Raw genomic sequence first — 20,079 nt, 5'->3', positions numbered from 1 at the left:
CTGTAACGGCTGGCGCAGGCTGCGAGCACGACGCGCAGCCTGCGCCAGCGACCACAGGTTGTGGGCCCGGTAACTACTCAATTTTCCATTCCGCTGCCAGCACCACTGGGCAGCGGCTTTTTTGCGTCACTGCTTTGTCATCTTTTTGTCATACAGGACCGCTAGGGTGTGCGCATGAATGATCTGGCCAATTCCCCAATGACTACGACATCCGCTCCCAAGCGCATTGATTTCAATACGCCTGAACTGCAACGCAAGCGCCGCATGCGTGCGCTCAAAGATCACTTGACCCGCTGGTATGTATTTATCGGCGGTCTCGCCGTGCTCGGCGCGATCACACTGATTTTCTTCTTCCTCGGTTATGTGGTGCTGCCGCTGTTCCAGGGCGCCGACCTGAATGCCAAACAGGCGATTACGCCCGTGTGGATGCAGGACGCAGGCAAGCCGTTGATGCTGTCGGTCGAAGAGCAAAATCAGGTGGGTATGCGCGTGTCCGATCAGGGCATGGTGCTGTTCTTCAATGCCAAGAGCGGCGAAGAACTCTCCCGCGTGAACCTGCCGCTGCCCGCCGACACCCATGTGACGTCGCTGGGCGAGGATCAGCCGGGTAACCCGGTGGTGGCCTTGGGCTTGTCCAACGGCCAGGCGCTGGTGTTTCGCCACAAGTATAAAGTCAGCTACCCGGATGGCAAAAAGACCATCAGCCCGGCCATCGAATACCCGTACGGCGAGGCGCCCGTCGCGCTTGACCCTCAAGGGCGTGCGCTGGATCACGTGAACCTCAGCGTGAACGATTCGACGCTGGTGCTGGCGGGCTCGACCGGCGCGCAATTGCACGTGCTGTCGTTGGCCAGTGAAGAAAACATGATGACGGGTGAGGTCACGAACTCCGAGACCCGCATCGAGCTGCCGCAGATGACCGAGAAGGTCAAAGCGCTGTACATCGACCCGCGTCAGCAGTGGCTGTATGTCATCAATGGCCGCGCTCAGGCCGACGTGTTCAGCCTGCGCGACAAAAGCTTGAATGGCCGTTACAAACTGGCCGAAGACGCCACCACTGAAATCACTGCCAGTACGCAGTTGGTGGGTGGCATTTCGCTGATCCTGGGTGACTCCACCGGCAGCCTGAGCCAGTGGTTCATGGCCCGCGACCCTGATGGCGAACAGCGCTTCAAGCACATCCGCAGCTTCAAGATGGGCGACTCTCCGATTGTTGAAATCACCGCCGAACAACGCCGCAAGGGTTTCCTGGCGCTGGACGCTGCCGGTGACATCGGTGTGTTCCACAGCACCGCGCATCGCACCCTGCTGGTCGAGAAGGTCGCTGAAGGCCCGGGCATCATGGCGCTGTCGCCTCGTGCCAACCGCGTCATCGTGGAAGAGGGCGGCAAGCTGCTGCCCTTGACCTTGAAGAACCCGCACCCGGAAGTGTCCTGGAGCGCGCTGTGGAGCAAGGTCTGGTACGAGAACTACGACGAACCGAAATACGTCTGGCAGTCGACCGCGGCCAACACCGACTTCGAACCGAAGATGAGCCTTGCACCGCTGACCTTCGGTACGTTGAAAGCGGCGTTCTACGCGATGTTGCTGGCTGCACCGCTGGCAGTGGCCGCCGCGATCTACACCGCTTACTTCATGGCCCCGAGCCTGCGCCGCAAGGTCAAGCCGGTGATCGAACTGATGGAAGCGATGCCGACAGTGATTCTGGGCTTCTTCGCCGGTCTGTTTTTGGCGCCGTATGTCGAGGGGCATCTGCCGGGGATTTTCAGCCTGTTAATGCTGCTGCCGATCGGGATTTTGCTGGCGGGCTTCACCTGGAGCCGTCTGCCGGACTCGATCCGCCTGCGCGTACCGGATGGCTGGGAAAGCCTGATTCTGATCCCGGTGATTCTGTTCATTGGCTGGTTGTCGCTGTACATGAGCCCGTTCATGGAAGCCTGGTTCTTCGGCGGTGACATGCGCCTGTGGATCTCCCACGACCTGGGCATCACCTATGACCAGCGCAACGCTCTGGTGGTCGGGCTGGCGATGGGGTTTGCCGTAATCCCGAACATTTACTCGATTGCTGAAGATGCCGTGTTCAGCGTGCCGCGCGGCCTGACGCTGGGGTCGCTGGCGCTGGGTGCCACGCCGTGGCAAACCATGACCCGCGTGGTGATCCTGACCGCCAGCCCGGGGATTTTCTCGGCCCTGATGATCGGCATGGGCCGTGCGGTGGGCGAGACCATGATCGTGCTGATGGCCACGGGCAACACGCCGGTCATGGAAATGAACCTGTTCGAAGGCTTGCGTACCCTGGCGGCGAACGTAGCGGTGGAGATGCCGGAGTCCGAAGTGGGCGGCAGTCACTACCGTGTGCTGTTCCTCTCGGCGCTGGTGCTGCTGTTGTTCACCTTCATCATGAACACTCTCGCTGAGCTGATCCGTCAGCGTCTGCGCAAGAAATATTCGTCGCTTTAAGGAAGGTAGAAGTCTGTGAAACAGAATTCCCTCAAAGGTTGGTTCAAGAGCGGCGCCCCGGGCGTCTGGATCAGCGGTGGCGCAGTGTCGCTCGCGGTCATCATGACCATTGGTTTGCTGGCCGTGATTGCGGTGCGCGGGTTGGGCCACTTTTGGCCAGCTGATTTGGTGCTGGCGCAGTACAACGTGCCGGGTTCTGCCCATCACGTGGTGCTGGGCGAAGTGGTGCAAAAGGAAGAAGTACCCCGCGAGCGCCTGAAAAGCGCCGGTTTGCCGGTGCCGGAGCAAGGCCCGGAGTTCATGACCCGCGAGCTGATCAAGGTCGGCAACCGCGACCTGAACGGCAACGACTTTTCCTGGGTGGTGGGCGAGTGGCTGACTGACCTGAAGACCCCGCCCGAGTTACTGGCCATTGAGCGCCGTGAGTGGGGCAACTTCTACGGCTACCTGGTCAATGTGAAAGAAAACGGCAAGGTGATTGCCGAAGGTGAAGCGGCGTGGCCTGAGCTGCAAGCGCGGGTCAAGCGCGTCAACGATCTGGCCAAGCAACTCAGCCAGTTGGAAAAGAAAGACATTGGCGCCATCAACTATGGCTTGGAACGGATCCGTCTGCAGGGTCGCAAGCTGGAGCTGGAAGGCAAACTGACACCGCAAGCCCAGGCGGACATGGAAGCCGAACGTGCCGAGCTGAATGCGCGCTACAAAGCGATTGAAGACCGCTTGGGTGATCTGCATGCCCAGTTCAATCGCGACAGCCTGACGGCCCGCGATGCCAACGGCAAAGAACTCGAAATCAACATCGGCAAAGTGGTCAAGGCCTACCAGCCGAACGCCATGAACAGCTGGCAGAAACTGGCGATGTACTTCAGCAATATTTGGGAATTCCTGAGCGAAGACCCGCGTGAAGCCAACACCGAGGGCGGGATCTTCCCGGCGATTTTCGGCACCGTGATGATGACCCTCATCATGGCCGTGATCGTCACGCCGTTCGGTGTGCTGGCGGCGGTGTACCTGCGTGAATACGCCAAGCAGAACACCCTGACCCGGGTGATCCGTATTGCGGTGAATAACCTGGCCGGTGTGCCGGCGATTGTGTACGGCGTGTTTGGTCTGGGCTTCTTTGTGTACGTGCTGGGCGGCTCGGTTGACCGTCTGTTCTTTGCCGAGGCACTGCCCGCGCCGACGTTTGGCACGCCGGGCCTGATGTGGGCCTCGCTGACGCTGGCGCTGCTGGCGGTTCCTGTGGTGATCGTGGCCACGGAAGAAGGCCTGGCGCGTATTCCGCGTACGGTGCGCGAAGGCTCGCTGGCGCTGGGTGCGACCAAGTCCGAGACCTTGTGGAAGATCGTATTGCCCATGGCCAGCCCGGCGATGATGACCGGCATGATCCTCGCCGTGGCGCGGGCAGCGGGCGAAGTGGCACCGTTGATGCTGGTGGGTGTGGTCAAGCTGGCACCTTCGCTGCCGCTGGACGGTAACTACCCGTACCTGCACCTGGACCAGAAGATCATGCACCTGGGCTTCCATATTTATGACGTGGGCTTCCAGAGCCCGAACGTTGAAGCGGCGCGGCCGCTGGTATACGCCACGGCGCTGCTGCTGGTGCTGGTGATCGCGACCCTGAACCTGTCGGCGGTGTGGATTCGTAACCACCTGCGCGAGAAGTACAAGGCGCTGGAAAGCTGATAACGAACACTGACGGCAGGAGCGGCCCATGGGCCCTCCCGCCCACGAGAAGCCCGGTTGTAGACAACCGGAACGAATTTTTAGCGTATGGAGCAACCCATGCAGCATGAATCCACGTCCCACGGCATCAACATGTCCGCCTTGGGTCGCACCAAACAAAGCTTGAACCTGGCCAATGAAGAAGTTGCCATTGAAGTCCCGGGGCTGAATCTTTATTACGGCGAAAAGCAGGCGCTGTTCGACGTGAGCCTGAACATTCCGAAACAACGCGTGACTGCGTTCATCGGGCCGTCGGGTTGCGGCAAGTCCACCCTGCTGCGTACGTTCAACCGCATGAACGATTTGGTAGACGGCTGCCGCGTTGAAGGTGAAATCAACCTTTACGGTCATAACATCTACCGCAAGGGCGAAGACGTTGCCGAGCTGCGTCGCCGCGTGGGCATGGTGTTCCAGAAGCCTAACCCGTTCCCCAAAACCATCTACGAAAACGTGGTTTACGGCCTGCGCATTCAGGGCATCAACAAAAAACGCATCCTCGACGAAGCCGTGGAGTGGGCCCTCAAAGGCGCGGCGTTGTGGGATGAGGTTAAAGACCGTTTGCACGACTCGGCACTCGGCTTGTCCGGTGGTCAGCAGCAGCGTCTGGTGATTGCCCGTACCATCGCGGTCGAACCTGAAGTATTGCTGCTCGATGAGCCGTGCTCGGCACTTGACCCGATCTCGACGCTGAAGGTTGAGGAGCTGATTTACGAGCTCAAGTCCAAGTTCACCATCGTGATCGTGACCCACAACATGCAGCAGGCGGCGCGGGTGTCGGATTACACCGCCTTCATGTACATGGGCAAGATGGTTGAATACGGCGACACCGACACGCTGTTCACCAACCCGGCCAAAAAGCAGACCGAAGACTACATCACCGGGCGCTACGGCTAGTTGGCGCGGCCTCTGCCGCTTGGCGTAATGACACATTTGGCTGGCCGCCTGGCGCGTGCCGCTCACAGATTTTGCGGAGCAGAACCATGATTTCAAAGGATGGCCTCACCCATCACATTTCCGCGCAATTCAACGCGGAACTCGAAGAAGTGCGCAGCCACTTGCTGGCCATGGGCGGACTGGTCGAGAAGCAGGTTAACGACGCGGTTACGGCGTTGATTGAGGCCGACTCCGGGTTGGCGCAGCAAGTGCGCGAGATCGACGAACAGATCAATCAGATGGAGCGCAACATCGACGAAGAATGCCTGCGCATTCTGGCCCGTCGCCAACCTGCGGCGTCTGACTTGCGGCTGATTATCAGCATTTCCAAGTCGGTGATCGACCTGGAGCGCATCGGTGACGAGGCGACCAAAATTGCTCGCCGGGCGATCCAGCTCTGTGAAGAGGGCGAAGCGCCACGCGGTTACGTCGAAGTGCGCCACATCGGCGATCAGGTGCGCAACATGGTGCGCGATGCGCTGGACGCGTTCGCCCGCTTCGACGCTGACCTGGCGCTGTCTGTGGCGCAGTACGACAAAATCATCGACCGCGAATACAAAACGGCGCTGCGCGAGTTGGCCACCTACATGATGGAAGATCCGCGTTCAATTTCGCGGGTGCTGAGCATCATTTGGGTACTGCGTTCACTGGAGCGCATTGGCGATCACGCCCGCAATATTTCGGAGCTGGTGATCTACCTGGTGCGCGGAACGGATGTGCGCCACATGGGCCTTAAGCGCATGCGCGAAGAAGTTGAAGGCACCGGTGCCGATAACGCTAATGTTCCGCAGGTGCCTGACGATAAATAAGACTGCCCGAGATTAAAAACGCCCGGCTTTGGCCGGGCGTTTTGCGTTTCGGCGTTCACATTCAGGCGCTCTGCGAACGTAAAGTCATTCGGGGTGCCCCCAAGATTTGGCACATGGCCATCATTCGGCGCATGCTAGTCAAGATTTCAGAGGAGCAGTCGATGAGCAAGGTCAGTGTGTTGGTGGTGGATGACGCGTCGTTTATTCGCGATTTGGTCAAGAAGTGCCTGCGTAACTACTTCCCGGGCATCAAGATCGAAGACGCGGTTAACGGTCGCAAAGCCCAGGCCATACTGGCCCGCGAAACCTTCGATTTGGTGCTGTGTGACTGGGAAATGCCTGAAATGTCCGGCCTTGAGCTGCTGACCTGGTGCCGCGAGCAAGATCACCTGAGAACCCTGCCGTTCATCATGGTCACCAGCCGTGGCGACAAAGAGAACGTGGTGCAGGCGATTCAGGCCGGTGTGTCGGGGTACGTCAGCAAGCCGTTCACTAACGAACAGTTGCTGACCAAGGTCAAACACGCCCTGAACAAGGCCGGCAAACTTGAAACCCTCCTGGCCAGTGCGCCGACGCGGATGAACTCGGCATTCGGTAATGATTCGCTTAGCGCGTTGACCGGCGGCAAGGCTCAAGTGGTAGCGCCAACGCCAGCCGCTGCGCCGGTTGCCCGCCCGGTGGCGGCCGCCAAACCTGCGGCAAAAGCCCATGCGCCGGCTGGCCGGGGCCAAGGGCAACTGCGTCTGTCCAGCGGCACCCAGGCGTGTGTCATCAAGGCCTTGAGCCTCAAGGAAGCGCTGCTGGTGGTGCGCCGTGGCGACGTGCTGCCGCAGGTACTGGAAAGTGCCGTGCTTGACCTTGAGCAGGGCGAGAGCGCCGAGGTGGCGCGCCTTAATGGCTATTTGCACGCTATCGTGGCGTACGAGCCCAAGCCCGACAGCGACTGGCTGCAACTGACCTTCCGCTTTGTCGATCAGGATGCCGCGAAAATGGGCTACCTCTCGCGCCTGATTGCCCATGGCACCGCCCAGAAACACTTTGTGCCGGGTGCGTAACACCCGAACACAGGCTTACGGCAATTGCAGGCCGCCGGAAGCCTTGTGAATCGCCCGCAAATGCTCGCCGATCTGTTTGACGTTGGCTTCGGTCGCGGCAATCTCGGCGGCGCGGGCGGGTTCCAGCAAGCTGCGCACTTCCTTGTCCAGGTCCCCGGTCAGGCGCAGTAACTGTTGCTGGCGCTGACTGCTTTCGGATTCGAGCATTTCCCATTCTTTGGCTTGCGGCAGGCCATAACCGCTGCTGCCCAGCAATTCAGCCGGGCGACTGAGAAAGCCGCTGCTGGCGAGAATTTCTTGCAACGTCTTGTTGGCCTTGTCCATGCCGGCCCCTTCGATCCCGCGCACTTTCAAGTACTTCTGTTTGACCTCGTCCTGGGCCAGCAGCAATTGGCGGCGAAAGGCGGCCTGCTCAAGTAGCAACAACGCTGCGCTGGCGCGCAGGTCGGCCTGCTCGATCCAGGGGCGCCGTGCATCCGGGCTGAGGGCGAGCCAGTCTTCGACGCTGGCCTGCTGGATCGGCAGACGGGTCTTGAGTACATCGAACATCGCCTGATAGCGATCACGGTATGAGTCAAAGCGATAGCCGAGCCTCAGCGCTTCTTTTTTGTCGTCCAGCACACGGGTGTCGGCCAACCCGCGTGCCTTGAGCACTTCCAGCAGGCCATTGGGCATGATGCTGTCCAGACCTTTGAGTTGTGCGTTGTCACTGCCGCTGCGCAGTAATTTCAGGGTTTCGACCGCGCAGTTATTGGAGATGAAGTAATAGTTGCCGTCATAACTCCAGTGCATTTCTGCCGCGTGCTCGACCACTTCTTTGATTTCCGGGCGGCTCAGGGTGAGGGGCACGGAGGCCAGGCTGCGCAGTTCGGTTTTGGTGTATTCATCGATCACTTGAGCCAGCGGCAAGACGAAAAGCCGCGAGGGGTAAGCGCCGGTCAGCCCGTCCCAGCTTGATAGCTGTACGTCGTTGACGAATGCCCGGTAAGACAACACCAAGTGTTCTTGCAGGTCGAGTCGGCAATCGGGCCCGCGCGGACGTCCGGGCGCGCAAATCACCAAACGCAACATGCTGTGCCCCCAGCGGCTTGCCCATTCCTGATTGGCCTCGGCAAGCAGGTAATCAACGGCGTACACACGCTCGGGGTCGACGGTGCCGAGGGGCTGTTTGGCGAAATCGTTACCGGCGTTCAGAAAGGCAAAGCCTGTGGGGCATTCATCCCGGGCAGCCGGGGCCCAGCCGAAGTGATCCCGGTAGTAGCGATACAGGGCAGGGCGCCGACAAGCGTAAGCCAGGTCGAGGAGGAAGTACTCCATGTTGACCGCGACAAACTCTCTGGGGTTGGTGACTTCGTACAGATCGGGGCTGCGCACGATCTGGTGGTTGTCTTGTTCGCGTTCACCGCGTCGACCGACATATTGTTGCCAGCCGGCGAGGTCGAGCAGGCGCGGGTCATCGCTGAGGGTGAAACGGCGTTCGGTCTGGCCCCGGCACTCGTCCGGCAGGCCAATCAGCCCGGCGCTGTTGTGCTGACGTGTACAGCGCTGGATGAGGGCGCGTTGGGCGTGCGGCCACACACGGGCGCGGTCATAAATGTGGGTCAGTTCGTGCAGGACGGTGGCGAGCATTTCCCGGCGCACGGTGCCGTGGGGGCGGTTGGTTTGCTCGGTCGCGGCCGAGCCGTCGGTCAAGCTCGCCAGCAGTTTGCGGTTGAGGTCCAGCTCGGAGACCAGCGACGCTTGCCCGTAGGCATTGCTTGGCATGTCATCGGTCCAGCCCACCAGGATCTGGCGATCCAGTTGCTCGATAAAGCGCGGTGGCAGCTTGCGCATGGCCTCGTCCAGCAGCGCCTGACTGGCCTGCTGTTCAGCCGGGCTCAAGCCTTCGGTCTTGAGTTGCAGATGCAACGCGGCCTGGGCGCTGCTGCCGATCAGCAGCAGGCCGCAGGCGGCAAGCCAACGCGCGAGCGGCCTCACAGTGCGAGGATGGCTTCGGCAAGTTCCTGATCGCTGGCGCTGCGGGCTTCTGGCACGCGCTCACGCAAGGTATTGAAAGCGGATTCCAACTGGGCGCCGCGAATGTCGCCTTGGCTGGCGACGAAAGTGGCGGCGTCATCATGGGCTTCACGCACCACTTTAGAGTCACGGATCGACGTGGTGGTGTCGGAAGTGAAGTCAATGGCGCGTCCGAATGCACGAACAATGATGTTACTGGTCTGCACCAGGGTTTGTGCCTGAGCCACATCGGCCAGCAACAGCAGGCCAAGGGTGGCGACAATCAACGGGTTACGCATGAATATTCTCCAGAAAACGCGGGTGCTTATTGGACGAGAATTGCCTGTGCCAGTTCAAGGTCGCTGGCAGTCAATTTTGGCTGGTCGTGGCGCAGGTAGCTCAAGGCCGATTCCAGCTGTGAGCCTCGTAGTTGGCCGTCACTGGCGATAAATGCGGCAGCGTCATCCTGAGCGGCACGAATCAGTTTGTTTTCGAACGGTGTTGAGGTCACTTTGCTGGTGACATAGCCAGAGAGCACGGTGGTTTGTGTGCTCGTGTCGAAGGCGGCTGCAGTTTGAGTCCAGCTAAAGGCAAGTAGGGCAATTGAGAGAAAGCGCATGGGTCTCGACGTTAATTGAGCGAGGGCCAAGGCTAGCGTAATGGGCGGGGCAGGGCAAAGCGGATGTGCCCGCTGTCCGGGGGCGAAGCTGTGCTCGGCTTACGTCGCACATAGCCTCGCACTACCCGGCAGCGATGACACGGCAAATCAGAGGGTCAGGATCGCCTGGGCCAGTTGTGCATCGGACGCTTGCAGCTGTGGCGCCTGCTGACGAATGAAGTCCAGCGCGCTTTCGAGCTTGACGCCACGGATGCTGCCTTCGCTGGCGACAAAACTGGCGGCGTCGTCACGGGCGGCGCGCACGATTTTGTTGTCGCGGATGGAGTTCGTGGCGTCGGACGTCAGGTCGGTCGTGGCCTTGAGCGTGCCTACGATGGCATCGGTGGTCGCGATGAAGCTGGAAGCATGGGCGCTGGCCGCAACAGTCAGCAGCGCCGCCGCGCTAAGTAGGCGAAGAGTGGACATGGTGATACTCCTTGGCATGAGCTTATAAGTTAGACGTTTATAAGCCGAATAGTAGGCCCGGCGTCGCGTATGGCAAAGAACGTTTTGCGGTGACACGCCGTTTTGAGGCATTGGGCCAAGGAATGCGCAAACTGTACCTGTATGTTTCGATTATTTTTAAAACTGTACCTGTGACGGTCTGCGAATACAAAATGCTCTTCCAGAACGACAAAACCCGTCAGCGGTTTCCCGCGACGGGTTCTGTTTTACAAATTCTGGGTGCTGGCGGTAAATCGTGAATCAAGGCCAGCGAGCGCTTGTTAGCGCCAGAACGGCTTGCTCAGCTCTTCGTAGCGCTGTGCTTCGCTAATCCCGGCATCAGCCAGAAGACGCGAGTCCAGGCGAGCCAGTTGATGGCGGCTGGAAATACGGCGCTGCCACAACATGAGGTTGGCAAGTACGCGCAAAGGCATCGAAGCCTGGTTGTTAACAGTGTTGCTTTCAGTGAACAAATCGGAACTGAGGGTACGTTCCATGATGGCATCCTTCCGCTTGTGGCGGCATTGGCTAGTGGTTTAACTGGTGCCCATGATCCTCTTGTGCGTCGAGACTCTCTAGATACAGTTCATCTGTATTGTGCAGAGCCAGTTAACTGTTTATGGGGGCTGTACGGGCGCAAATGACTGCAACTGTACCGGTAGGCACTAAGTTGGTGCATTTTTAGCCATTTTTGTGTGAAAAGGCGGCTGTAAGGGTAGGAAATGACCAGTACAGCAGTACAGTTTTTGAAATTGCGGCGATAAAAAAGCCGCCGAGAAAACAGTGTTTTCATCGGCGGCTGTCTAGCTCGCGTGTTACGGGAGCATTTTGCCGGTTTCTTCCAAGTTGATATGCCAGCTCAACGCTTCGCGCAGAATGTGCGGGGTGTGGCCACCGATTGCACAGGCTTTGCTGAAGTAGTCATTGAGGGCTTCACGGAAGTCCGGGTGCACACAGTTGTCGATGATCACTCGGGCGCGCTCGCGTGGCGCCAGACCGCGCAGGTCGGCCAGACCCTGTTCGGTTACCAGAATGTCCACATCGTGTTCGGTGTGGTCAACGTGGCTGACCATTGGCACCACACTGGAGATCGCACCGGCCTTGGCAATGGACTTGGTGACAAAGATCGCCAGGTGAGCGTTACGGGCGAAGTCGCCCGAACCGCCGATGCCGTTCATCATGCGAGTGCCGCAGACGTGGGTGGAGTTCACGTTGCCGTAGATGTCGAATTCCAGGGCGGTGTTGATGCCGATGATGCCCAGACGACGCACGACTTCAGGGTGGTTGGAGATTTCTTGCGGGCGCAGGACCAGTTTGTCCTTGTAACGCTCCAGGTTGCCGAACACGTCCGAGTTGCGACGTTCCGACAAGGTGATCGAACTGCCCGATGCGAAGCTCATTTTGCCGGCGTCGATCAGGTCAAAGGTCGAATCCTGCAGTACTTCGGAGTACATGGTCAGGTCTTCGAACGGTGAGTCGATCAGGCCGCACATCACGGCGTTGGCGATGTTGCCGATACCGGCCTGCAACGGACCCAGCTTGTTGGTCATACGCCCGGCTGCCACTTCTTGTTTGAAGAAGTTGATCAGGTGGAACGCAATGCCATCGGTTTCGCTGTCCGGTACCGAAACGGTGGACGGCGAATCAGGCTTGTTGGTGATGACGATCGCAACGATTTTTTCCGGCGGAATCGGGATTGCAGTGCTGCCGATGCGGTCGTCGACTTTTACCAACGGGATAGGCGTGCGCGTTGGGCGGTAAGTCGGGATGTAGATGTCGTGCAGGCCTTCCAGGTTCGGGTTGTGCGCCAGGTTGATCTCAACGATCACCTGTTTGGCAAAAATCGCGAAGCTGGCCGAGTTGCCGACGGAGGTGGTCGGCACGATATGGCCTTGCTCGGTAATCGCGACGGCCTCAATCACCGCGATGTCCGGCAGCTTGAGCTGCTGGTTACGCAGTTGCTCTACGGTTTCGGACAAGTGCTGATCGATGAACATGACTTCGCCGGCGTTGATCGCCTTGCGCAGTGTGCTGTCTACCTGGAACGGCATGCGACGCGCCAGCACGCCGGCTTCGGTCAATTGCTTGTCCAGGTCGTTGCCCAGGCTGGCGCCTGTCATCAGGGTGATTTTCAGCGGCGCCAGTTTGGCGCGTTCGGCCAGCGCGTGCGGAACGGCCTTGGCTTCGCCGGCACGGGTAAAACCGCTCATGCCAACGGTCATGCCGTCTTGGATAAGGGCGGCGGCTTCTTCGGCGCTCATGACCTTATCGTGTAGGGAATTTAGGCGAATACGTTCACGGTACATGGATTGTTATCTCGGGCAACGGAAGCAAGATGCGCAGTCTATTCATTTTCAAAGGCTGGCGTCCCGCTACCATGGTCGAATGCCTGACGGCGATTTAGACCCTTTGGTCGGGATCTTTGCTGAAATAAAAAACCCCGGTCAATTCAGCGCCGGGGTTCTCGGTGTGGCAGTGGCGGGGGATGTTACTCGACCGCCTTGACCATATCTTCAATAACTTTCTTGGCGTCACCGAAGACCATCATGGTTTTGTCCAGATAAAACAGTTCGTTATCCAGTCCGGCGTAGCCACTGGCCATCGAGCGTTTGTTGACGATGACGGTCTTGGCTTTATAAGCCTCAAGAATCGGCATGCCCGCAATCGGCGATTTCGGATCGTTTTTCGCGGCCGGGTTGACCACGTCGTTGGCACCCAACACCAGCACGACATCAGCCTGTCCGAATTCGGAGTTGATGTCTTCCATCTCGAACACTTGGTCGTAAGGCACTTCTGCCTCGGCAAGCAGGACGTTCATGTGGCCGGGCATACGACCTGCCACCGGGTGGATCGCGTATTTCACCGTGACGCCGCGGTGGGTCAGCTTTTCGGTCAGTTCTTTCAGGGCGTGCTGAGCACGTGCAACCGCCAGGCCATATCCCGGCACGATGATGACCGTGTCGGCGTTGGTCAGCAGGAAGGTGGCATCGTCAGCCGAGCCTGATTTGACCGGACGGGCTTCTTGCGTACCCGCCGGGCCGCCCGCATCCGTGGCACCGCCAAAGCCGCCCAGGATCACGTTAAAGAACGAACGGTTCATCGCCTTGCACATAATGTAAGACAGGATCGCGCCCGACGAGCCCACCAGCGAACCGGCAATGATCAGCATCGAATTGTTCAGCGAGAAGCCGATCCCGGCTGCCGCCCAGCCCGAATAGCTGTTGAGCATCGATACGACAACCGGCATGTCCGCCCCGCCAATCGGGATGATGATGAGCACGCCCAGCACGAACGCCAGTGCCAGCATGAGTGCGAAGGCGTTGAGGTTGCCGGTCAGCATAAAGGTGATGCCCAGCCCGAGGGTGGCCAGCCCGAGCACCAGATTCAGCGTGTGCTGACCACTGAACTGCACGGGAGCGCCCTGGAACAGGCGAAATTTGTATTTGCCTGACAGTTTGCCGAAGGCGATCACAGAGCCGGAGAACGTGATGGCACCAATCGCAGCGCCCAGGAACAGTTCCAGGCGGTTGCCCGCAGGAATGGCATCGCCCAGTTGCTTGACGATGCCCAGCGATTGCGGCTCGACCACGGCGGCGATGGCGATAAATACCGCCGCCAGACCGATCATGCTGTGCATGAAGGCGACGAGCTCTGGCATTTTGGTCATTTCAACGCGCTTGGCCATGATCGACCCCGCCGTGCCGCCGACCAGTAGGCCTACGATCACATAGCCGATACCGGTTGTAGCTATTTCAGCGCCTAGCTTGAAGACCAGTCCTACGGTTGTGATGACCGCCAGCGCCATGCCGAGCATGCCGAAGAAGTTGCCACGACGTGAGGTTGTGGGGTGCGACAGGCCTTTGAGGGCCTGGATGAAACATATTGACGCGATCAGATACAGAACGGTGACCAGGTTCATGCTCATGGCTTGCGCACCTCTTCTTTGGCTTTAGGTGCTTTCTTCTTGAACATTTCCAGCATGCGCCGGGTGACCAAAAATCCACCAAATACGTTAACGGCGGCCAAGGCCACCGCCAGGGTGCCCATGGTTTTGCCCAGTGGGGTGACCGTCAGTGCAGCGGCCAGCATGGCACCTACGATCACAATGGCCGAAATGGCATTGGTGACCGCCATCAGCGGCGTGTGCAGGGCAGGTGTGACGTTCCAGACCACGTGATAGCCCACATAGATAGCCAGCACAAAGATGATCAGGTTGTAGACGCCGGGGGAGATCAGCTCTTCCATTGTTTTTATCCTCAGCCGTTTTTGCGCACGACTTGACCGTCGCGGCACATCAGGCACGCGGCGACGATGTCGTCTTCTAGGTTGATCTGGAACTGTCCTTCAGGGGTGAAGACCAGTTTGAGGAAGTCCAGCAGGTTGCGGGCGTACAGTGCGGAGGCATCTGCGGCAACCATGGCGGCCAGATTGGTATGGCCCACGATGGTGATGCCGTGCTCGACCACCACTTGGTCCGCGACGGTCAGCGGGCAGTTGCCCCCTTGGGCAGCGGCGAGGTCGATAACGACTGAGCCCGGTTTCATCTGTGCCACGGTTTCAGCGCTGAGCAGCACTGGCGCCTTGCGGCCCGGAATGAGTGCGGTAGTAATGACGATGTCGGCCTGCTTGGCACGTTCGTGAACGGCCAGTGCCTGACGCTGCATCCAGCTTGCAGGCATAGGACGCGCATAGCCGCCAACCCCTACGGCGCATTCGCGTTCTTCGTCGGTTTCGTAAGGCACGTCGACAAATTTGGCACCCAGCGACTCGATCTGCTCTTTTACGGCAGGGCGCACATCAGACGCTTCGATCACGGCCCCCAGGCGTTTGGCGGTTGCAATGGCCTGAAGGCCAGCAACGCCTGCGCCGAGGATCAGCACGCGGGCAGCTTTTACAGTGCCTGCGGCGGTCATCAGCATCGGCATGAAGCGCGGGTAATGGTGAGCGGCCAGCAGCACGGCTTTATAGCCGGCAATGTTGGCCTGGGACGACAGCACATCAAGACTTTGCGCCCGAGAAGTGCGTGGGGCGGCTTCCAGTGAGAACGCCGTAATGCCATGGCTGGCCAGTTTGGCAATGGTTTCATCGCTGAACGGGTTGAGCATGCCAATCAGCACTGCGCCGCGATTTATCAGGGCCAGTTCGCTGTCGTTGGGAGCAACCACTTTCAGGATCAGCTCGGCGCCCAGCGCGTCGCCGGCACTGCCAATGGTTGCGCCGGCGGCTTCATAAGCGCTGTCGATGACGCTGGCGTTAATGCCTGCGCCGCTTTGAACAGTCACTTTATGGCCTTGGCCGATCAGCTTCTTGATGGTTTCCGGGGTTGCAGCAACCCGCGTTTCACCCTGATGGGTTTCGAGAGGAACACCAATGTGCACGTCATATCTCCTGCGTGATCTTTTATAAGAAATCCAGCGCACTTCGGATGGCGCGGCTGGGGCGGCCGATCAGCACGATCCCACCGGAATCAGGGTGGGGCGCCGCATAATGCAGGCGATTATTTGGCCCTTCAAGAACTTATGAAGGGTGACGGAATAATTACTACAAGTCATGCCGTGACCGAATGTCGCAAGGTTCCTTTGGAGACCAGTAACGGCGTGGCTTTCAGGGATTAAAGGATGTTTTAGAGTTTTTTTCACATTTCTTTTAGTTATCTGGCCATAACTTTCAGAAATACCCTGTAAGCCACGTGGTTACTGGCTTACAGGTTTGTCCAGATAGACATAAGTTTAGGCTGCTTAAAAGCGACATTTACGTATATATGTAGGGTGTTTTTATTGGTCACTACATAACTCGTCTGGACGATGTAATGCGCTAATCAAGGCTGTATTGCTGGGCTTTCTGGATGAGCCAGTCGCGAAACGCCTGAAGCGAGGCGGACTCAATTTTGCGTTCAGGAATCATCAAGTGATAAGACTTGGTGCTCGCGAGCGTTGCAGCGTTAGCGATTACCAGTCGTTGCTCGGCCAATTCGCGTTGAATCAAGAAGGGTGGGATCAGCGCGATGCCCATGTCGTGCATAGCGGCCTGGGCCAGCATCGAGAACAGTTCGTAGCGTGGCCCGGTCATGTCGCGGGGGACGTTCAGGCCTTGCGCGTTAAACCATTGCCGCCACGCATAGGGGCGCGTGGTTTGTTGCAGTAATGGAAGTTCTGCGAGTGCGTCTGGGGTGAGGGTTTTCTCGGCTGGCAGCAGACGGGGGCTGCATACGGGAACGGGATTTTCACCCATCAAGCGATAGGACGAAGTGCCTGACCAGTCGGCATCGCCGAAATAGATGGCGGCGTCAAAGTCGGTGTCAGCAAACAGAAAGGGGCGCGTGCGGTTGGTGAGGTTGACCGTGACGTCGGGGTGTTGCTGCTGGAAGTCTTTGAGTCGCGGTAGCAGCCATTGCGTACCGAAGGTGGGGACGACGGCCAGTTCAATCACGTTGGCGCCTTGCTGGCCCATGATCGAGAGGGTGTCACGCTCGACGGCATCCAGTTGGGTTGCGACACGTCGGCTGTAAGAAAGCCCTGCTTCCGTCAGCTTCACACCGCGTTTTGAGCGTCTGAAAAGTTCGATGCCAAGGAATTCTTCGAGGCTGGCTATTTGTCGGCAGATCGCTCCTTGGGTCAGAGAAAGCTCCTGCGCAGCTTTGGTGAAGCTTTCGTGCCGAGCTGCCGCCTCAAAACTGATGAGTGCGGCCGTACTGGGAATCTTGCGGCGCATGTACGGCTTCCTCACTAAAGGTCGTCAGATATGGCGTTTTTGATCTTCACGGAGTGAGAAATTATCACAAGAGAGTGCCGAATCCTCGTTTGTCCTTCTATATAGGTGCGGCCTACGATCGGCCCACGACATTTGATCTATATCTCGAGGACTCACTCATGGCGGGTAAGGCAAGCTTCAACTGGATCGATCCACTGTTGCTGGATCAGCAGCTCACTGAAGAAGAGCGCATGGTGCGCGACAGTGCTGAGCAGTTTGCGCAGGGCAAGTTGGCGCCTCGAGTGCTTGAAGCTTTCCGTCATGAGAAGACTGATCCGGCCATTTTTCGTGAAATGGGCGAGACCGGTTTGCTGGGGGCGATGATCCCCGAGCAATACGGCGGCAGCGGCCTCAATTATGTGAGCTATGGCTTGATTGCGCGGGAAGTGGAGCGTGTGGACTCTGGCTACCGTTCAATGATGAGTGTGCAGTCGTCGCTGGTGATGGTGCCTATCAATGAGTTTGGGACTGAAGCCCAAAAGCAGAAATACCTGCCCAAGCTGGCTTCGGGTGAATGGATTGGCTGTTTTGGTCTGACTGAGCCAAATCACGGTTCTGATCCTGGTGCGATGATTACGCGTGCACGCAAAGTCGAAGGCGGCTACAGCTTGACGGGCGCCAAAATGTGGATCACCAACAGCCCGATTGCTGATGTATTTGTGGTGTGGGCTAAAGATGATGCCGGGGATATCCGTGGCTTTGTGCTGGAAAAGGGTTGGAAGGGTCTGAGTGCGCCTGCAATTCACGGCAAGGTAGGTTTGCGCGCATCGATCACTGGCGAAATCGTTATGGATAACGTGTTTGTACCTGAAGAGAACATTTTTCCGGATGTGCGTGGTCTGAAGGGGCCTTTCACCTGTTTGAACTCGGCCCGGTATGGTATTTCGTGGGGGGCGCTGGGGGCTGCCGAGTTTTGTTGGCATACCGCACGCCAGTACACCCTCGATCGTCAGCAGTTTGGCCGGCCACTGGCTGCCACGCAGTTGATTCAGAAAAAGCTGGCGGATATGCAGACTGAGATTACGTTGGCGCTGCAGGGTTGCCTGCGTCTGGGGAGAATGAAGGACGAGGGCACGGCGGCGGTGGAGATCACGTCCATCATGAAGCGTAATTCGTGCGGCAAGTCGCTCGACATCGCTCGCATGGCGCGTGACATGCTGGGGGGGAACGGCATTTCTGATGAGTTTGGTGTGGCGCGCCACCTGGTCAACCTTGAAGTGGTGAATACCTATGAAGGCACCCATGACGTGCACGCCCTGATTCTGGGTCGGGCGCAGACCGGTCTTCAGGCGTTCTATTAATAGAGGGGGGTGGCTCATGGGGGCTTTATCGCATTTGCGGGTGCTGGATTTGTCGCGGGTACTGGCAGGTCCGTGGGCGGGCCAGATTCTGGCCGACCTTGGGGCTGAGGTCATCAAGGTCGAGCGTCCGGGCAATGGAGATGACACGCGCGCCTGGGGGCCACCCTTCCTTAAAGATGCCTATGGAGAGAGTACTGGCGAGGCGGCGTACTACTTGTCTGCTAATCGCAATAAACAGTCTGTGACGATCGATTTCACCAAGCCAGAAGGTCAGCGACTGGTGCGCGAGCTGGCGGCGAAGTCCGACATTTTGATCGAGAACTTTAAGGTGGGTGGGTTGCAGGCTTATGGTCTGGACTATGCGTCGCTAAAAGACGTTAACCCTGATTTGATCTACTGCTCAATTACAGGGTTCGGTCAAACGGGGCCGTATGCCAAGCGTGCCGGTTATGACTTCATGATTCAGGGCTTGGGCGGCCTGATGAGTCTGACTGGGCGGCCTGAGGGGGAAGAGGGTGCGGGGCCGGTGAAAGTAGGTGTGGCGCTGACCGATATACTGACCGGGTTGTATTCGACGGTTGCGATTCTGGCTGCGCTGGCTCATCGCCAACATGATGGGGGTGGGCAGCACATTGATATGGCGTTGCTGGATGTCCAGGTTGCCTGCTTGGCGAATCAGGCCATGAACTATCTGACGACAGGTGTTTCACCTAAGCGCTTAGGCAATGCCCATCCGAATATCGTGCCGTATCAGGATTTTCCTACGGCAGATGGTGACTTCATTCTTACCGTCGGGAATGACAGTCAGTTCAGGAAGTTTGCGCAGGTGGCGGGTTGCAGTGAGTGGGCTGACGATCCCAGGTTCTCGACTAATACCGCGCGGGTGGCGAATCGGTCGGTGCTCGTGCCTTTGATTCGTCAGACGACTGTGTTCAGGACGACGGCGCAATGGGTGTCTGAGTTGGAAGCGGTCGGCGTGCCTTGCGGGCCTATCAACGATTTGGCGCAGGTATTTGAGGATCCTCAGGTGCAGGCGCGTAACTTGGCGATAGCGTTGCCTCACCCGTTGGCGGGGCTTGTGCCGCAGGTGGCGAGCCCCATCAGGCTGTCGGCCACCCCGGTTGAATACCGTAATGCGCCGCCATTGCTGGGCGAGCATACGCAGGAGGTCTTGCAGCGTGTCTTGGGGATGACTGCGGGGGCGCTGGAAGGGCTGCGCACGTCTGGCGTTGTTTAGGTCTTTGCAGAGGGGGCGCTAGTGCCTCTCTATATAGTTAGGTTTTAAGTCTTTTTTGGGTAATTGATAGAGTCGCTCAATTAGGGCTTGACTCAGAATTTCAGCGGCCTATAATTCGCCCCACTTCCGGCGCAGTCGAAACGAAAAACTCCTTGAGTTTCAATGAGTTAGACGGTTTTGACGATGCCAGCTTCAAATCATCGAAGCAGGAAATGAGGTGTTGACAGCAGCGTGTAACGCTGTAGAATTCGCCTCCCGCTAACGAGAGATCGGAAGCGCAAGTGGTTGATGTTACAGAGGAAACTTTGAAAACATCTTAAAATAACCGCTTGACAGCAACAGGGGCTGCTGTAGAATGCGCGCCTCGGTTGAGCGAAAGCTTAACCAACCGTTCTTTAACAACTGAATCAAGCAATTCGTGTGGGTGCTTGTGGAGTCAGGCTGATAGTCAAAAAGATTATCAGCATCACAAGTTACTCCGCGAGAAATCAAAGATGTAACCAACGATTGCTGAGCCAAGTTTAGGGTTTTCTCAAAACCCAAAGATGTTTGAACTGAAGAGTTTGATCATGGCTCAGATTGAACGCTGGCGGCAGGCCTAACACATGCAAGTCGAGCGGTAGAGAGGTGCTTGCACCTCTTGAGAGCGGCGGACGGGTGAGTAATACCTAGGAATCTGCCTGGTAGTGGGGGATAACGTTCGGAAACGGAC

General features: G+C 58.2%; 18 protein-coding genes and 1 rRNA gene. 9 read left to right on the top strand and 10 right to left on the bottom strand.

The window, feature by feature from the left end; all coding sequences use genetic code 11:
* Positions 1–174 precede the first annotated feature (174 nt).
* The 5 genes from BKD70_RS02090 to BKD70_RS02070 all read left to right on the top strand — a co-directional run bounded on the left by BKD70_RS02090 (position 175) and on the right by BKD70_RS02070 (position 6,982).
* Positions 175–2,460: an ABC transporter permease subunit gene (locus BKD70_RS02090; protein WP_047279102.1), complete on the top strand. Its 2,286-nt coding sequence runs from the start codon at positions 175–177 to the stop codon at positions 2,458–2,460.
* A gap of 15 nt (positions 2,461–2,475) precedes the next feature.
* Positions 2,476–4,146 carry a phosphate ABC transporter permease PstA gene (pstA, locus tag BKD70_RS02085; protein ID WP_047279104.1) on the top strand — a complete coding sequence of 557 codons (1,671 nt, stop codon included), beginning with the start codon at positions 2,476–2,478 and terminating at the stop codon, positions 4,144–4,146.
* A gap of 99 nt (positions 4,147–4,245) precedes the next feature.
* Positions 4,246–5,079 (top strand): phosphate ABC transporter ATP-binding protein PstB, encoded by an 834-nt coding sequence (gene pstB / locus BKD70_RS02080; RefSeq protein ID WP_047279108.1) that lies wholly within the window; start codon positions 4,246–4,248, stop codon positions 5,077–5,079.
* Positions 5,080–5,165: 86 nt separating this feature from the next.
* Complete coding sequence (phoU, locus tag BKD70_RS02075; protein ID WP_047279110.1) at positions 5,166–5,927, top strand: phosphate signaling complex protein PhoU; 762 nt, start codon at positions 5,166–5,168, stop codon at positions 5,925–5,927.
* A gap of 161 nt (positions 5,928–6,088) precedes the next feature.
* On the top strand, positions 6,089–6,982 hold the full coding sequence (locus tag BKD70_RS02070) for a response regulator (protein ID WP_047279229.1): 894 nt from the start codon (positions 6,089–6,091) through the stop codon (positions 6,980–6,982).
* A gap of 15 nt (positions 6,983–6,997) precedes the next feature.
* Here the strand turns inward: BKD70_RS02070 and BKD70_RS02065 are convergent, their stop codons facing one another.
* The 4 genes from BKD70_RS02065 to BKD70_RS02050 form a co-directional block, all read right to left on the bottom strand.
* Positions 6,998–8,959: a DUF4105 domain-containing protein gene (locus BKD70_RS02065; protein WP_047279111.1), complete on the bottom strand. Its 1,962-nt coding sequence runs from the start codon at positions 8,957–8,959 to the stop codon at positions 6,998–7,000.
* On the bottom strand, positions 8,956–9,276 hold the full coding sequence (locus BKD70_RS02060; RefSeq protein ID WP_047279113.1) for a DUF2388 domain-containing protein: 321 nt from the start codon (positions 9,274–9,276) through the stop codon (positions 8,956–8,958). The genes BKD70_RS02065 and BKD70_RS02060 overlap by 4 nt, the downstream gene beginning before the upstream one ends.
* Before the next feature lie 26 nt (positions 9,277–9,302).
* Positions 9,303–9,596 (bottom strand): DUF2388 domain-containing protein, encoded by a 294-nt coding sequence (locus tag BKD70_RS02055; protein WP_047279122.1) that lies wholly within the window; start codon positions 9,594–9,596, stop codon positions 9,303–9,305.
* A gap of 147 nt (positions 9,597–9,743) precedes the next feature.
* The gene (locus BKD70_RS02050) at positions 9,744–10,061 is read right to left on the bottom strand and encodes a DUF2388 domain-containing protein (protein WP_047279124.1); all 318 of its coding nucleotides are present in this window, start codon (positions 10,059–10,061) and stop codon (positions 9,744–9,746) included.
* A gap of 89 nt (positions 10,062–10,150) precedes the next feature.
* Between BKD70_RS02050 and BKD70_RS02045 the strand changes: the two genes are divergently transcribed.
* Positions 10,151–10,339, top strand: a complete 189-nt coding sequence (locus BKD70_RS02045) for a hypothetical protein (RefSeq protein ID WP_047279127.1) — start codon at positions 10,151–10,153, stop codon at positions 10,337–10,339.
* 21 nt (positions 10,340–10,360) lie between these two features.
* Here BKD70_RS02045 and BKD70_RS02040 read toward each other — a convergent pair whose 3' ends face one another.
* The 6 genes from BKD70_RS02040 to BKD70_RS02015 form a co-directional block, all read right to left on the bottom strand.
* Entirely contained in the window at positions 10,361–10,576 is a 216-nt protein-coding gene (locus BKD70_RS02040) for a DUF1127 domain-containing protein (protein ID WP_047279129.1), read from the bottom strand.
* 318 nt (positions 10,577–10,894) lie between these two features.
* Positions 10,895–12,385 carry an acetyl-CoA hydrolase/transferase family protein gene (locus BKD70_RS02035; protein WP_047279132.1) on the bottom strand — a complete coding sequence of 497 codons (1,491 nt, stop codon included), beginning with the start codon at positions 12,383–12,385 and terminating at the stop codon, positions 10,895–10,897.
* 182 nt (positions 12,386–12,567) lie between these two features.
* On the bottom strand, positions 12,568–14,004 hold the full coding sequence (locus BKD70_RS02030; RefSeq protein WP_047279134.1) for an NAD(P)(+) transhydrogenase (Re/Si-specific) subunit beta: 1,437 nt from the start codon (positions 14,002–14,004) through the stop codon (positions 12,568–12,570).
* On the bottom strand, positions 14,001–14,324 hold the full coding sequence (locus BKD70_RS02025; protein WP_047279135.1) for an NAD(P) transhydrogenase subunit alpha: 324 nt from the start codon (positions 14,322–14,324) through the stop codon (positions 14,001–14,003). The genes BKD70_RS02030 and BKD70_RS02025 overlap by 4 nt, the downstream gene beginning before the upstream one ends.
* Before the next feature lie 11 nt (positions 14,325–14,335).
* On the bottom strand, positions 14,336–15,457 hold the full coding sequence (locus BKD70_RS02020) for a Re/Si-specific NAD(P)(+) transhydrogenase subunit alpha (RefSeq protein WP_047279137.1): 1,122 nt from the start codon (positions 15,455–15,457) through the stop codon (positions 14,336–14,338).
* A 436-nt stretch (positions 15,458–15,893) separates the two neighbouring features.
* On the bottom strand, positions 15,894–16,790 hold the full coding sequence (locus tag BKD70_RS02015) for a LysR family transcriptional regulator (RefSeq protein ID WP_047279139.1): 897 nt from the start codon (positions 16,788–16,790) through the stop codon (positions 15,894–15,896).
* 158 nt (positions 16,791–16,948) lie between these two features.
* Between BKD70_RS02015 and BKD70_RS02010 the strand changes: the two genes are divergently transcribed.
* From BKD70_RS02010 to BKD70_RS02000, 3 genes are all read left to right on the top strand, one after another.
* Complete coding sequence (locus BKD70_RS02010; protein WP_047279141.1) at positions 16,949–18,130, top strand: acyl-CoA dehydrogenase; 1,182 nt, start codon at positions 16,949–16,951, stop codon at positions 18,128–18,130.
* Between the two features lie 16 nt (positions 18,131–18,146).
* Positions 18,147–19,367, top strand: a complete 1,221-nt coding sequence (locus BKD70_RS02005; protein ID WP_047279144.1) for a CaiB/BaiF CoA-transferase family protein — start codon at positions 18,147–18,149, stop codon at positions 19,365–19,367.
* A gap of 551 nt (positions 19,368–19,918) precedes the next feature.
* Positions 19,919–20,079, top strand: a 16S ribosomal RNA gene (locus BKD70_RS02000); the annotation flags it as partial.

The sequence above is a fragment of the Pseudomonas sp. BS-2016 genome (assembly GCF_001806145.1).
GTDB classification, from domain to species: Bacteria; Pseudomonadota; Gammaproteobacteria; order Pseudomonadales; family Pseudomonadaceae; genus Aquipseudomonas; species Aquipseudomonas lundensis.
Note: the sequence above shows the minus strand (reverse complement) of the source record. Positions and strands in the feature narration are given on the sequence as shown.

What these genes read in the sequence shown, in the direction of transcription:
- BKD70_RS02090 (WP_047279102.1), top strand. Translation starts at nt 175, where the DNA reads ATGAATGATCTGGCCAATTCCCCAATGACTACGACATCCGCTCCCAAG.
- pstB (WP_047279108.1), top strand. Translation starts at nt 4,246, where the DNA reads ATGCAGCATGAATCCACGTCCCACGGCATCAACATGTCCGCCTTGGGT.
- phoU (WP_047279110.1), top strand. Translation starts at nt 5,166, where the DNA reads ATGATTTCAAAGGATGGCCTCACCCATCACATTTCCGCGCAATTCAAC.
- BKD70_RS02070 (WP_047279229.1), top strand. Translation starts at nt 6,089, where the DNA reads ATGAGCAAGGTCAGTGTGTTGGTGGTGGATGACGCGTCGTTTATTCGC.
- BKD70_RS02060 (WP_047279113.1), bottom strand. Translation starts at nt 9,276, where the DNA reads ATGCGTAACCCGTTGATTGTCGCCACCCTTGGCCTGCTGTTGCTGGCC.
- BKD70_RS02055 (WP_047279122.1), bottom strand. Translation starts at nt 9,596, where the DNA reads ATGCGCTTTCTCTCAATTGCCCTACTTGCCTTTAGCTGGACTCAAACT.
- BKD70_RS02050 (WP_047279124.1), bottom strand. Translation starts at nt 10,061, where the DNA reads ATGTCCACTCTTCGCCTACTTAGCGCGGCGGCGCTGCTGACTGTTGCG.
- BKD70_RS02040 (WP_047279129.1), bottom strand. Translation starts at nt 10,576, where the DNA reads ATGGAACGTACCCTCAGTTCCGATTTGTTCACTGAAAGCAACACTGTT.
- BKD70_RS02035 (WP_047279132.1), bottom strand. Translation starts at nt 12,385, where the DNA reads ATGTACCGTGAACGTATTCGCCTAAATTCCCTACACGATAAGGTCATG.
- BKD70_RS02030 (WP_047279134.1), bottom strand. Translation starts at nt 14,004, where the DNA reads ATGAGCATGAACCTGGTCACCGTTCTGTATCTGATCGCGTCAATATGT.
- BKD70_RS02025 (WP_047279135.1), bottom strand. Translation starts at nt 14,324, where the DNA reads ATGGAAGAGCTGATCTCCCCCGGCGTCTACAACCTGATCATCTTTGTG.
- BKD70_RS02015 (WP_047279139.1), bottom strand. Translation starts at nt 16,790, where the DNA reads ATGCGCCGCAAGATTCCCAGTACGGCCGCACTCATCAGTTTTGAGGCG.
- BKD70_RS02010 (WP_047279141.1), top strand. Translation starts at nt 16,949, where the DNA reads ATGGCGGGTAAGGCAAGCTTCAACTGGATCGATCCACTGTTGCTGGAT.
- BKD70_RS02005 (WP_047279144.1), top strand. Translation starts at nt 18,147, where the DNA reads ATGGGGGCTTTATCGCATTTGCGGGTGCTGGATTTGTCGCGGGTACTG.